Raw genomic sequence first — 12,771 nt, 5'->3', positions numbered from 1 at the left:
GCGTTTCGACAGCAACCCGGCCCGTCATGTTCCGCCTCGAGCCGCGCGCCGTGCCTTCGGTGCTGTGGCAGGTGGCAACGCCCATCATAGCGGTGCTGGCGACGATGATCGCCGGTGGCATCCTGTTCGCGCTGATGGGGTTCGACCCGGTTGCCGCGATTCGCACGATCTTCTGGGACCCGCTGTTCGGCCCGGCATCGGGCTATTCGCGCCCCCAGCTGCTGGTCAAGGCGGGGCCGCTGATCCTTATCGCCTGCGGCCTCGCCGTCGGCTTTCGCGCGGGTATCTGGAACATCGGCGCCGAGGGGCAGTACATCATCGGCGCGATCTGCGGCGCGGCCGTCGCGCTGGCCGCCTATCCGACCGAGGCATGGTGGATATTTCCGGCGATGGTTCTGGCGGGCGCTGTCGGCGGCTGGGCCTGGGGCATGATCCCTGCCCTGCTGCGCAACTGGTTCGGTGCGTCCGAGATCCTCGTCTCGCTGATGCTGGTCTATGTGGCCAAGAAAATCGCTGCCTGGATGGCATTTGGGCCGATGAAAAACCCCGAGGGCTTCGGCTTTCCCGGCTCGCGCAACCTGCAGCAATACCCCTCAGCGTCGAACCCCGAACTGATCTCCGGCACCGGGCTGCACTGGGGCGTGATCGCGGCGCTGATCGCCGTGCTGGCAATCTGGGTGCTGATGTCGCGCAGCCTGATCGGCTTTCACATCCGCGTCGCCGGCGAGGCACCGCGCGCGGCGCGGTTTGCCGGGGTGATGCCGGGCCGGCTGGTCGCGCTGTGCCTTGGCCTGTCGGGCGCCCTCGCCGGGATGGCCGGCCTCTTCGAGGTCGCCGGACCCGCCGGCCAGATCACCGACAGCTTCGGCACTGGTTACGGCTTTACGGCCATCATCGTCGCGTTCCTCGGCCGGCTGCATCCCATTGGCATTCTGCTGGCAGGCCTCCTGCTCGCGCTCACCTATATCGGCGGCGAGCTGGCGCAGATGTCGCTGAACCTGCCGGCCGCCAGCGTGCAGGTGTTCCAGGGCATGCTGCTGTTCTTTCTGCTGGGGTTCGACCTGCTGACCCGGTTTCGCATCCGCTGGAGGCCGCACGCATGATCACCGATCCGATGGCCCTGCTGGCTCTGCTCATCGCGGCCGCGACCCCCATCCTGTTCGCTGCACTGGGCGAGATGGTGGTCGAGCGTGCGGGTGTGCTGAACCTTGGCGTCGAAGGCATGATGATCACCGGCGCGCTGGCCGGGTTTGCCGCCGCCCACGCCACCGGCAGCCCGACGGTCGGCTTTGTCGCAGCAGCCCTGGCGGGCGCGGCCCTGTCCCTGATCTTTGCGGTGCTGACGCTGGGGCTGCTGACCAACCAGGTCGCGACCGGCCTCGCGCTGACGCTGTTCGGCCTTGGCCTGACGGCGATGTTCGGCCGCCCCTACGAGGGGGTCAAGGCGCCCCCGGTGAGGTTTGACTGGGTCATCTGGGCTGGCCTCGCGATGGTGCCGCTGCTGTGGTGGTGGCTTAACCGCAGCCGATCTGGCCTCGTGCTGCGCGCGGTCGGCGAAAACCACGAGGCCGCCCATGGTCTCGGCTATCCGGTGCGCGCGCTGCGGCTGGCTGCCATCGCCTTTGGCGGCGCGATGGCTGGCGTCGGCGGGGCCTATATCTCGATCGCCCGCGTGCTGCAGTGGACCGAGGGCATGACCGCCGGCGCCGGCTGGATCGCGGTCGCCATCGTCGTCTTTGCCGGCTGGTCGCCCTGGGGCGTTCTGGCCGGGGCCTGGCTCTTCGGCGGCGTCACCGTGCTGCACCTGCGCGCCCAGGCCGCCGGGTTCGCCGTACCGACGCAACTGCTGGCCGCCTCGCCTTATCTTGCCACGATCCTCGCCCTCGTGCTGATATCGGCCCGCGCAAAGTTTTCCCGCAGCGGCGCCGGATCGGCCCCCGGATCGCTGGGCCAGACCTTTCACGCCACCCGCTGACACCAACAAGCATCACGACAGGGAGCCCTTTGATGGATCGCAGAACCCTCCTCGCCTCGGCCGCCGGCCTCGCCACCCTTGCCGCCCTGCCCGTCCGGGCACAGGCCATCGAGCCGCTGAAGGTCGGCTTCATCTATGTCGGTCCGGTCGGAGATGGCGGCTGGAGTTACCAGCACGACCTCGCCCGGCAGGCTATCGAAAAGACCTATGGCGACAAGATCAAGACCACCTACATCGAAAGCGTCCCCGAGGGCGCCGATGCCGAGCGCGCGCTGACCCAGCTGGCGCTGGCCGGCAACAAGCTGATCTTCGCGACCAGCTTCGGCTTCATGGACGCGGTCATCAACGTCGCCAAGAAATTCCCCGACGTGAAGTTCGAGCACGCGACCGGCTACAAGCGCGCCGACAACGTCTCGACCTATGACGCCCGCTTCTACGAGGGCCGCGCGGTGATCGGCACCATCGCCGGTCTGATGACCAAGTCGAACAAGATCGGCTATATCGGCAGCTTCCCGATCCCCGAGGTCGTGCAGGGCATCAACAGCGCCTTCCTCGCGGCGCGCAAGGTGAACCCGTCGGTCGAGATGAAGGTCGTCTGGGTCAGCAGCTGGTTCGACCCCGCCAAGGAGGCCGACGCCGCCGCCGCCCTGATCGCCGAGGGCGTGGACGTGTTCATGCAACACACCGATTCCACCGCCCCCCTCGCCAAGGCGCAGGAGGCCGGGGTCTACGGCTTTGGCCAGGCCAGCGACATGGCCAACTTCAAGCCCAAGCCGCGCATCAGCTCGATCATCGATAACTGGACGCCCTATTATACCCGCCGCGTCGGGGCCGTGCTGGATGGCACGTGGAAATCCGAGGGTGTCTGGCTGGGCATCGGCGACGGCGAGGTCGAGATCGGCGAGATCACCGATGCCGTTCCGGCGGACGTGAAAGCCAAGGCCGAGGCGGTCAAGGACGCCCTTGCCAAGGGCGAGCTGCACCCCTTCACCGGCCCGCTGAAAAAGCAGGACGGCAGCGACTGGCTTGCCGATGGCCAGAAGGCGACCGACGAAGAACTGTCGGGCATGAACTTCTTTGTCGAGGGAATCACCGCGCAGCTGCCGAGCTGATCGGGGATTTCGCGAGACAAGGGGCGGGCCGAAAGGTCCGCCCTTTTGCTTGGCTGAATGTCCGCGCTGATGGCGCAATCCCTTTTGGGCCGCCCCTGTCCGGCGGTGCAATCGCCGATGATGACAGCCGCGTCGCACGCGGCTAGTCCTGAGCCGGAGCACGCCAGCAAGGGAACGCAACATGCTGAAGGGAATCGATCCGCGCCTGAATGCCGAGGTGCTGTACGTGCTGCGCGCCATGGGCCATGGCGACCTTCTGGTGCTGGCCGACGCGAATTTCCCCTCCGATCAGGTGGCGCAATCGACGGTCCACGGCAGCCTGCTGCGCATGGACTGCACCCTGCCCGAGGCGGCCGATGCGGTGCTGTCGGTCCTGCCCCTGGACACGTTTGTCGATGATTTCGCAGGCCGTATGCAGGTCGTTGACCAGCCGGACGAGATCCCCCGGGTGCAGGAACAGGTGCAGGCCGTCATCGACCGCCACGAAGGCCGCCACCGCCCCATGATCGGCATCGAGCGCTTCGCCTTCTACGACGTCGCGCGCGGCGCCTATGCCGTGATTCAGACCGGCGAACGCCGTTTTTACGGTTGCATCACCCTGCGCAAGGGCGTGATCGGCCCCGACGCCTAGGACAATGCGGCTGACCGCTTTCGCTTTGCCCTGCAAACCCCTACATAGCCGCCAAACCTAGGGATCAGGAGCTTCGCGATGGCCTCGTATCAGTATGTCTACCACATGGATGGCGTCTCGAAGGCCTATGCCGGCGGCAAGAAAGTCTTCGAGAACATCCACCTGAACTTCCTGCCGGGGGTCAAGATCGGCGTCGTCGGCGTGAACGGGGCGGGCAAGTCCTCGCTGCTGCGGATCATGGCCGGCACCGACAAGGATTTTTCCGGGGAGGCCTGGGCCGCCAAGGGCGCGACCGTGGGCTACTTGCCGCAGGAGCCGCAGTTGGACCCGGCACTGAACGTCCGGGGCAACGTCATGGAAGGCGTCAAGGCCAAGCAGGCCAAGCTGGACCGTTACAATGAGCTGGCGATGAACTATTCGGACGAGACCGCCGACGAGATGGCGGCCTTGCAGGACGAAATCGACGCCCAGAACCTGTGGGACCTCGATTCCCAGGTTGACGTCGCGATGGAGGCCCTGCGCTGCCCGCCCGACGATGCCGATGTCGAGAGCCTCTCGGGCGGCGAGCGCCGCCGCGTCGCGCTGTGCAAGCTGCTGCTCGAGGCGCCGGACATGCTGCTGCTGGACGAGCCGACCAACCACCTCGACGCCGAGACCATCGCCTGGCTGCAAAAGCACCTGATCGAATATCCCGGCACCATCCTGACGGTGACGCACGACCGCTATTTCCTCGACGACATCACCTCGTGGATCCTCGAGTTGGATCGCGGCCGCGGCATCCCCTACGAGGGCAACTATTCCGCCTGGCTGGAGCAGAAGGCCAAGCGCGCAGCCCAAGAGGCGCGCGAGGACAAGGCCAAGCAAAAGCAGCTTGAGCGCGAGCTTAACTGGATCCGCGCGGGCGCCAAGGCCCGTCAGGCCAAGCAGAAGGCCCGGATCAACGCCTATAACGAAATGGCCGGCAAGTCCGAGCGCGAGAAGATCAGCAACGCGCAGATCGTCATCCCCAACGGCGAGCGCCTGGGCGGCAAGGTGATCGAGATCGCCGGTCTGAAAAAGGCGATGGGCGACAAGCTGCTGATCGAGGACCTGTCGCTGACCGTCCCGCCGGGGGCAATCATCGGCGTCATCGGCCCGAACGGCGCCGGCAAGTCGACCCTGTTCCGGATGATCACCGGCGGCGAGGCCCCCGACGAAGGCACCATTACCCTCGGCGAGACGGTGCAGCTGTCCTATGTCGACCAGTCCCGCGACGCGCTGAACCCCGAGGCCACCGTATGGGAGGAAATCTCTGGCGGCGCCGAGTTGATCCAGCTCGGCGATGCGACCATCGCCAGCCGCGCCTATTGCGGCGCCTTCAACTTCAAGGGCACCGACCAGCAGAAAAAGGTCGGCCTGCTGTCGGGGGGCGAGCGCAACCGCGTCCACATGGCCAAACTGCTGAAAGAGGGCGGCAACGTCCTGCTGCTGGACGAGCCGACCAACGATCTGGACGTCGAGACCCTGCAGGCGCTGGAAGCCGCGCTGGAGGATTTCGCCGGCTGCGCCGTGATCATCAGCCACGACCGCTTCTTCCTCGACCGTCTGTGCACGCATATCCTGGCCTTTGAGGGCGATGCGCATGTCGAGTGGTTCGAGGGCAACTTCGAGGCCTACGAGGCCGACAAGGTGCGCCGCCTGGGTCCGGACTCGATCGAGCCGAAGCGGGTGAAGTACAAGAAATTCACGCGGTGATGTGACTGGTTGAGAGATCCCTGCGCCTGTTCATGACCGGCGCAGGGCGGCATAATCCCTTGATCTGACACGGCGGTCAATCTGGCGGGCTGCCGGAAAAGGGATCGAAACATGCGCCTGCCCACCCTCCTGCTCGCCCTCTGCCTCGCGCTGCCGGTGCAGGCCAAGCCCGCGCGTGGGCCGATCGTCATCAACAACGACCGCGGGGGCAACGTCCTCGCCATGCTGCAACGCCGGGCCCAATTGGAGCGCAGCGGCCGCCCGGTCGAGATCCGGGGCTATTGCCGCTCGGCCTGCACGATGCTGATCACGATGCGCAACGCCTGCCTCGCCCCAAACGCCACGGTCGGCTTTCACGCGCCGCGTATCGAGGGGACGAACTTCATTCCGCCCATCGTTGATCAGATCATGGCCGCCACCTATCGCGGCGGTATCAAGCGCAAATGGGACAGCGAGTGGCGCCAATCGCTTAACATGGTCCGCATCAGCGCCAAGCAATATGTCGCGCTGGACCCCCAGACCCGGCTTTGTCGCCGCTGACCTCCGGTGCCGGGTGGCCTCTTCGCGCACTGGTTTTTCGTGAGCGGATCGTGATTTCCTCGTCGGGTCGCGGGGGATTATGGCTTGGGCTATCCGCCGGCCGAATGTCCCGTCCTTCGCCCGAAAGCCGGCCCGAAAGGAAACGCCATGCCGACCCGCCGCCACGCTCTCGCCCTGATCGCCGCTGCGAGCGGCGCGGCTGCCTTGCCGGCGGCCGCCCAGCGGGCCAATGCCATGCCCGAGGAACTGCGCAAGGCGCTGGAGCGCGATCCCGGCGCGCCGGTCCTCGGCAATCCCGACGGCGACATCACCCTGACCGAGTTTTTCGACTACAACTGCCCCTTCTGCCGCAAGATGCTGCTGACGATGCAAAAGCTGATCGGCGCCGATCCGAAGCTGCGGGTGGTGCTGCATGAATGGCCGGTGTTTGGGGAAGGTTCGGAATTTGCCGCCCGCGCCGCGCTCGCCTCGCTACAGCAGGGCAAGTACTGGCAGATGCACAGCGGGCTGCTGAGCATGTCGGGCCGGGCCGAACAGGCCAGCGTCCTGCGCGTTGCGCGCAAGGTCGGGCTGGATATACCCCGGCTGGAAAAGGACATGCAGGGCGAGGCGGTCAGCGCGCAGATCGACCGGTCGATCGAACTTGCAGACCATATGGGGCTTGTCGGCACCCCGACCCTGATCTGCGGCGATGAGGCGGTGTTCGGCGAGAACAGCCTCGCCGACCTGCAAGCTCTTGTCGCCCGCGGCCGCAAGACGCTCGCGAGTTAAGGCCCACCCGCCGATCACGCGCGAACGGTAGGGCGGCCAAACGCCGGCCGGCCCCTACAGCCTTAGTCCCCGCCCTGCTCCCACTCCCAGGCGACGGAGAACTCGCCCAGCTTCTGCCGGATCGCTGCCTCGTCAGCGCCGGCCTTGCGGCGGACATGGGCGAGCATGCCGCGCGTCTTGTCGTCGTCCACCGCGCCAACCGAAGCGCCGAGGGGGGCGAGCGCAACATCCAGAACGCGCGCCGTCGCGAGGGCGCGCAGCTGCGGCTTGAACACTTTGCCCACCGCCGTTTTGGGCAGTTCGGGCAGGATTTCGATATGCTTGGGCACCGCCGCGCGCTCGGTGATGCGCTGGCGGCAATGGGTCAGCAGTTCGTCCGGGGTGGCAGTCATGCCGGCGACCAACTCGACATAGGCGCAAGGCAACTCTCCGGCGAAGGCGTCTGGCTGGCCGATGGCGCCGGCGACCGCCACGGCCGGATGCGACATCAGTGCCTCCTCGATGATACCCGGGTCGAGGTTGTGTCCGCCGCGGATGATCAGGTCCTTGGCCCGGCCGGTGATCCACAGATAGCCATCCGCGTCGAGCCGCCCAAGATCGCCGGTGCGCAGGAAGCGCCCCTCGGCGAACAGGTCGCGGTTGCGGTCAACCTCGGTATAGGTCGAGCCCTCAAAGACGCCGGGGTTCGACACGCAGATCTCGCCAATCTCGTCCACCGCGCATTCCTGCAGCTTGCCATCGGCGCGGCGCAGGATGCGGACCTCGGTGTAGGGAAAGGGAATACCGACCGAGCCGACCTTTTTCTTGCCGTCGATGGGATTGCAGCTGACGAGGCAGGTGCATTCCGTCAGGCCATAGCCCTCGGCAATCTCAACCCCGGTCGCTTGCTTGAAGCGGTTGTAAAGCTCGATCGGCAGGGGCGCGCTGCCCGAGATGGCGGTACGCAGGCTGCTGACGTCGGCATCGACCGGGCGCTGCATCAGCGCCGCGATGGCGGTGGGCACCGCGATCAGGAAAGTCGCCTGCCACCGCTCGACCAGCTTCCAGAAGTTGTCGAGAACGCCGTCGCCGCGATAGCCCGCCGGCGTCGGCATGACCATGTGCGCGCCCGAGCCGATGCAGGACATCAGCACCGGATAGGCGGCAAAGACGTGAAACAGGGGCAGCGGGCACAGCAGGACGTCTTCCTCGGTGAACAGCAACTCCGAGCCGAGCCAGCCGTTGTAGATCATCCCCGAATAGCGATGCTGCGCGACCTTGGGCATGCCAGTGGTCCCGCCCGTGTGGAAATAGGCGGCGATGCGATCGTGCTGCGGGTCGTCAAAGTTCAGGCGAGTATGCTTGCGCGAGGACGCCTCGGCCTCGAAGTCCATGACCTTCGCGTGGTGGCGGGTCTTGACGCGAGGCCGCATCAGACCGGCGGCAACACGCTTCAGCCCGCCGAGGTAAACGCCAAGATCGACCTGCAGGACAGTGTGCACATCGGGCGCCATGGCGACGGCGGCGGCCGCCTTTTGCGCCAGGTCCGACTTGGGGAACGGGCGCAGGGTGACCAGCACCTTGGCGTTGGTCTCGCGCAGGATGGCGCCGATCTGCTCTGGCTCCAGCAGCGGGTTGATCGGGTTGACGATGCCGGCGGTCGCGCCGGCGACCAGCACCACCGCCGCCTCAAGGCAGTTCGGCAGAAGATAGGCGACGGTGTCGGTTGGCCCGATCCCGAGACCGCGCAGCAGGTTGGCGCATTCGGTGACGCGCTGGTGATATTCGTCCCAGGTCAGGGTGCAGGCGCGTGTGCGCGGGCCGGACAGCAGCTGAAAGCTGATCGCGGGCCGGTCCGGCACGCGATCGCGGATGCGGGTCAGGTAGGCAAACAGCGTCACCGGTAGATCGCGGTCCGCATAATCGCCCTGCGCCTCGATCGCATTACGCTCGGCGAGCGTATTCATGCTGCTGGCCATGTCCCCCCCGGTTTTTGGCAATTTGTGGGCGGCAAGATGGGCTGAAAGCAGTTGGTGGGGCAAGCGAAAGGACGCCGGAGGCAAGCTGGACGCAGCGTCGGCGGGGGCGTGGCGCGGCCCCCTTGGCCCCTACTCAGCAGCCGTCTGCACTGGCCCGTCGGTGAACTGCAGCCGCGCCAGGCGGGCATAGAGGCCGCCCTCGGCCACCAGTTGCGCATGGGTGCCCTGAGCCACGATCCGCCCGCCGTCCATCACGACGATACGGTCGGCCTTTTTGACCGTTGCCAGCCGATGGGCGACAATCACCGTCGTGCGCCCGGCCGCGAGGCGGTCGACCGCGCCCGAGACCTGCCGTTCGCTCTCGGAATCGAGCGCGCTGGTCGCCTCGTCAAGAAGCAGGATCGGCGCGTCGCGCAACATGGCGCGGGCAATGGCGATGCGCTGGCGCTGGCCGCCGGACAGCATCACCCCCCGCTCGCCCAGCGGGCTGTCATAGCCCTGGGGCAGATCGGCGATGAAGTCATGGGCATAGGCCGCGCGCGCGGCGGCCTCGACCTCGGCGTCGGTGGCATCGAGGCGGCCAAAGCGGATATTCTCCCGCGCGCTGGTGGCAAAGATCGCCGGCTCTTGCGGCACCAAGGCGATGGCGCGGCGGAAATCGTCGCGTGCCATGTCGCGCAGATCGATGCCATCGATGGTGACACGGCCCTGATCGGGATCCCAGAAGCGCAGGATCATCTGCACCACGGTGGTCTTGCCCGCCCCCGAGGGGCCGACCAGGGCGACCGTCTCGCCGGCGGCAATATCGAGGCTGACATCCTCCAGCGCCTGCGCCCCCGGTCGCGAGGGATAGCTGAGGCTGACGTTCCGCAGCGCAATGCGCCCGGCGACCGGGCGCGGCAGAGCCACAGGGTTGGCGGGATCGGCGATGGTGTCACGGGTCGCCAGCAACTCGCCCAACCGCTCTGTCGCGCCCGCGGCCCGCTGCAACTCGCCCCACAACTCGGACAGTGCGCCGACGCTGCTGGCAACCATAATGGCGTAGATCACGAACTGGACGAGCCCGCCGACCGTCATGTCGCCCAGGCGGACGTCGCGTGCGCCGATCCACAGCACGCCAGCGACGCCCGCGAATATCAGGAAGATGACAAGCACGGTCATCACGGCGCGGGTGGCGATGCGGCGGCGCGCGGCGGCAAAGCTGGCCTCGGTCACTTCGGCAAAGTTGGCCCGGCTGGCGCCCTCATGGGTAAAGGCCTGCACTGTCTGCGCAGCCAGCAGGCTTTCCGACGCGGCGCCGGACGAGGACGCGATCCAGTCCTGGTTCTGCCGCGACAGCCCGCGCAGACGCCGGCCAAGGACGATGATCGGTACCAGCACGATGGGCACGATCAGCAGGACAAGGCCCGTCAGCTTGGGCGAGGTGATCATCAGCATCACCATGCCGCCCGCGAACACCAGCATGTTGCGCAGCGCCAGCGAGACAGACGAACCGATGACCGAAAGGATCAGCGTCGTGTCGGTGGTGATGCGGCTGATGATCTCGCCGGTCATCACGCGCTCGAAAAACGCGGGCGACATGCCGATCACGCGGTCGAACACGGCCTTGCGGATATCGGCCACCACCCGCTCGCCAAGGCGGGTGACAAGGTAGTAGCGAAGGCCGGTCGCGAGCGCGAGCAAGGCGATGATGCCGATCGCCGCGCCGAAATATTCGTCCAGCAGACCCGCGCCCTGCGAAAAGCCGTCGACGACGCGGCGCACCGCCAGAGGCAGGATGAGGCTGATGGCCGATGTCAGCGCCAGGGCCAGCATCGCCGCCGCGAGGAGGCCGCGGTAGGGTCGCAGGAAGGGCCACAGCGCGCCAAGGGCGCCAATGCGCCGGGTGGTGGGGCGGTCACCCACAGGGGTCGTTCTGCGGGCCATCGCGTCTCACTTTTCTTCCGGCCGGCCGGGATGTGCCCGGATCGGCGGACAGACTAAGCATGCCGCCCCGCCTCGGCAACGCGCCGCGGTGTCGCTGTGCGCAGGACGGGATGGTTGGTGCGGGCCGCGGGACTCGAACCCGCACGGGCCTCAGGCCCCAGGGATTTTAAGCGAGCCCAGATGGCCTATCCTTTGTCTATCCGGGGGTATCCGATTTCCCGATAACCGTCTGTAGGCACTAGCTTTTTTCGGCTATCAACACATCCATACCTAACCGGGCACACGCCATGGCTGGATTTCCAGGTGCTCCTATTTTGCACCTGAAATCCGGCCTCAAAGGAGGTTAGGAATGGCCAAAATCAAGCTCACCAAGACGGCTGTTGACGCCGCAACCCCGCAAGAACGCGACTACGAACTCCGCGATACGACGATACCCGGCTTTCTCGTGAAGGTCACGCCCGCTGGTCGGAAAACTTTCATGATCGCCTATGTCACGAACAGCGGTCAGCGCCGAAAGCCCGCCATTGGCCGCTACGGCGAGATCACCGTCGAACAGGCGCGTGGGGTCGCGCAGGACTGGCTCGCCGAGGTCCGGCGTGGCGGCGATCCCAGCGCCGAGCGGACGGCGACCCGTCAGGCGCCGACGGTCAAAGAACTCTTCGATCGTTTCATCACCGATTATTCTGAGGGTCGCAATAAGCCCTCGACCGTCCAGTCCAATCGGGAACGGGGCAAGCGCCACCTCATTCCGAAGCTCGGGCAATTGAAGGTGCCGGATGTTACGCGCGCCGACATTGCCGATCTCATGAAGAAGATGGCGAAGTCCCCCACCAGCGCGAACCGCGTTCTGGCGATGTGCCGGAAAATGTTCAACGTGGCCGAGGTCTGGGGATTGCGGCCTGATGGCTCCAATCCCTGCCGCCATGTCCCGAAATACCCCGAACGCGGCAAGACCCGCCTCATCACCGATGGGGAAATGCGCAAACTCTTCGAATATCTTGACCGTGCCGAGGCGGAAGGACTGGAACACCCGTTCATTGTTCTGGCCATCCGGCTTCAGTTCGAGTTTGCCGCACGCATGTCGGAGATCACCGAACTCGAATGGGCCTGGGTCGATTTCGACAACCGCCGCGTCGTCTGGCCGGACAGCAAGACGGGCGGGATGTCGAAGCCGATGAGCGCCGAGGCCCAGCGCCTTTTCGAGAACGCGCCGCTGATGGTGGATTCGCCTTATGTCTGCCCTTCGATCTTTGACCCGGAAAAGCCGATGTCGGCCTACACCTACTACCAAGGCTGGAAGCGCATTCTGGAGCGGTCGGGCCTTCCTCATGTCGGCACCCATGGCATCCGGCATCGCTCCGCCACCGATATCGCCAACTCCGGCGTGCCGGTGAAGGTCGGCATGGCGCTCACCGCCCACAAGACGGTGACGATGTTCATGCGTTACGTCCACACCGAGGACGAGCCTGTCCGGGCGGCGGCGGAAGCCGTGACACGGCGCCGGATGAACGTGATCGGCGTGGAGCACCAGCCGCCCGCGCCGCCGCCTCCCGCTATGGAGCCGCCGCCCGTCGCGCCGGTCGTGGAGTCTGCACCCGCGATCCCCGGCTCGGACGGCAAGCCGCTCGGGTTTGAGGACGGCAAATACGCCTCGCGCACGCGCGTCGGAAACTACCGGCCCTTCCGCCACCGCAGCGGTGAGAACCGGACCCTGCCGCCCGGCAGCAAGCGAGTTGAAGCGCAGGAGGCCGATCATGCGTGAGGAAGCCAAGGCCCAACGCCGCTGGCCGACACCCGACATCCTGCGCCGCGCCCAATTTGTCGACGACGCCGGCCCGATCCGCTTCGTCGATACCGAAGCCGCAGCGCGATACCTCGCGCTGTCGGCCCACACGCTCGAATGCTACCGCTCGCTCGGCGGCGGACCTGCCTACCACAAGTTCGGCAAGTGGGTCCGCTATGCCGTCGATGATCTCGACGCCTGGGCCGCGAGCTGTCGCCGATCTACGGTAGCCTCGCCGGACGGGCCACACGCCCTTTCCGTTGACCGGACATAGCCTTAAAGCTATACAAACGCAGATCTATTGTCGAAGGAATCACGGCATTGGCTGATCTGTCGTTTGG

At 66.3% G+C, this 12,771-nt stretch carries 11 protein-coding genes; 9 read left to right on the top strand and 2 right to left on the bottom strand.

All coding sequences use genetic code 11. From position 1 onward, the window contains the following. Positions 1–26 precede the first annotated feature (26 nt). From DRW48_RS08715 to DRW48_RS08685, 7 genes are all read left to right on the top strand, one after another. Positions 27–1,103, top strand: coding sequence for an ABC transporter permease (locus DRW48_RS08715; RefSeq protein WP_114077459.1), 1,077 nt, complete (start codon positions 27–29; stop codon positions 1,101–1,103). Then, positions 1,100–1,975: an ABC transporter permease gene (locus DRW48_RS08710; protein ID WP_114076063.1), complete on the top strand. Its 876-nt coding sequence runs from the start codon at positions 1,100–1,102 to the stop codon at positions 1,973–1,975. Before DRW48_RS08715 ends, DRW48_RS08710 begins: the two co-directional genes overlap by 4 nt. Positions 1,976–2,007: 32 nt before the next feature. Then, complete coding sequence (locus DRW48_RS08705) at positions 2,008–3,087, top strand: BMP family ABC transporter substrate-binding protein (RefSeq protein WP_114076062.1); 1,080 nt, start codon at positions 2,008–2,010, stop codon at positions 3,085–3,087. A gap of 181 nt (positions 3,088–3,268) precedes the next feature. Further along, the gene (locus tag DRW48_RS08700; protein ID WP_114076061.1) at positions 3,269–3,718 is read left to right on the top strand and encodes an RbsD/FucU family protein; all 450 of its coding nucleotides are present in this window, start codon (positions 3,269–3,271) and stop codon (positions 3,716–3,718) included. Between the two features lie 78 nt (positions 3,719–3,796). Then, positions 3,797–5,452: an energy-dependent translational throttle protein EttA gene (gene ettA, locus DRW48_RS08695; RefSeq protein ID WP_114076060.1), complete on the top strand. Its 1,656-nt coding sequence runs from the start codon at positions 3,797–3,799 to the stop codon at positions 5,450–5,452. 111 nt (positions 5,453–5,563) lie between these two features. Next, a complete protein-coding gene (locus DRW48_RS08690; protein WP_114076059.1) occupies positions 5,564–5,992 on the top strand; it encodes a hypothetical protein in 429 nt (142 codons plus the stop codon). A gap of 147 nt (positions 5,993–6,139) precedes the next feature. Beyond that, complete coding sequence (locus DRW48_RS08685) at positions 6,140–6,763, top strand: DsbA family protein (protein WP_114077458.1); 624 nt, start codon at positions 6,140–6,142, stop codon at positions 6,761–6,763. A gap of 62 nt (positions 6,764–6,825) precedes the next feature. On the opposite strand, the gene DRW48_RS08680 is transcribed toward DRW48_RS08685, so the two are convergent. Together DRW48_RS08680 and DRW48_RS08675 are read right to left on the bottom strand one after the other, a co-directional pair. Further along, positions 6,826–8,709 carry an acyl-CoA synthetase gene (locus tag DRW48_RS08680; protein WP_241963216.1) on the bottom strand — a complete coding sequence of 628 codons (1,884 nt, stop codon included), beginning with the start codon at positions 8,707–8,709 and terminating at the stop codon, positions 6,826–6,828. A gap of 141 nt (positions 8,710–8,850) precedes the next feature. Continuing rightward, positions 8,851–10,647: an ABC transporter transmembrane domain-containing protein gene (locus DRW48_RS08675; RefSeq protein WP_114076057.1), complete on the bottom strand. Its 1,797-nt coding sequence runs from the start codon at positions 10,645–10,647 to the stop codon at positions 8,851–8,853. Positions 10,648–10,996: 349 nt separating this feature from the next. Between DRW48_RS08675 and DRW48_RS08670 the strand changes: the two genes are divergently transcribed. Next, a complete protein-coding gene (locus DRW48_RS08670; RefSeq protein ID WP_114076056.1) occupies positions 10,997–12,409 on the top strand; it encodes a tyrosine-type recombinase/integrase in 1,413 nt (470 codons plus the stop codon). Further along, positions 12,402–12,704 (top strand): helix-turn-helix domain-containing protein, encoded by a 303-nt coding sequence (locus tag DRW48_RS08665; protein WP_114076055.1) that lies wholly within the window; start codon positions 12,402–12,404, stop codon positions 12,702–12,704. The genes DRW48_RS08670 and DRW48_RS08665 overlap by 8 nt, the downstream gene beginning before the upstream one ends. Positions 12,705–12,771: the final 67 nt, after the last annotated feature.

It is taken from the genome of Paracoccus suum (genome assembly GCF_003324675.1).
Classification (GTDB): domain Bacteria; phylum Pseudomonadota; class Alphaproteobacteria; order Rhodobacterales; family Rhodobacteraceae; genus Paracoccus; species Paracoccus suum.
Note: the sequence above shows the minus strand (reverse complement) of the source record. Positions and strands in the feature narration are given on the sequence as shown.

Bases quoted from the DNA above. Each gene is read 5' to 3' on its own strand.
- DRW48_RS08705 (WP_114076062.1), top strand. From the start codon at position 2,008: ATGGATCGCAGAACCCTCCTCGCCTCGGCCGCCGGCCTCGCCACCCTT.
- DRW48_RS08690 (WP_114076059.1), top strand. From the start codon at position 5,564: ATGCGCCTGCCCACCCTCCTGCTCGCCCTCTGCCTCGCGCTGCCGGTG.
- DRW48_RS08670 (WP_114076056.1), top strand. From the start codon at position 10,997: ATGGCCAAAATCAAGCTCACCAAGACGGCTGTTGACGCCGCAACCCCG.
- DRW48_RS08680 (WP_241963216.1), bottom strand. From the start codon at position 8,709: ATGAATACGCTCGCCGAGCGTAATGCGATCGAGGCGCAGGGCGATTAT.
- DRW48_RS08700 (WP_114076061.1), top strand. From the start codon at position 3,269: ATGCTGAAGGGAATCGATCCGCGCCTGAATGCCGAGGTGCTGTACGTG.
- DRW48_RS08665 (WP_114076055.1), top strand. From the start codon at position 12,402: ATGCGTGAGGAAGCCAAGGCCCAACGCCGCTGGCCGACACCCGACATC.
- DRW48_RS08685 (WP_114077458.1), top strand. From the start codon at position 6,140: ATGCCGACCCGCCGCCACGCTCTCGCCCTGATCGCCGCTGCGAGCGGC.
- DRW48_RS08710 (WP_114076063.1), top strand. From the start codon at position 1,100: ATGATCACCGATCCGATGGCCCTGCTGGCTCTGCTCATCGCGGCCGCG.
- DRW48_RS08715 (WP_114077459.1), top strand. From the start codon at position 27: ATGTTCCGCCTCGAGCCGCGCGCCGTGCCTTCGGTGCTGTGGCAGGTG.
- ettA (WP_114076060.1), top strand. From the start codon at position 3,797: ATGGCCTCGTATCAGTATGTCTACCACATGGATGGCGTCTCGAAGGCC.
- DRW48_RS08675 (WP_114076057.1), bottom strand. From the start codon at position 10,647: ATGGCCCGCAGAACGACCCCTGTGGGTGACCGCCCCACCACCCGGCGC.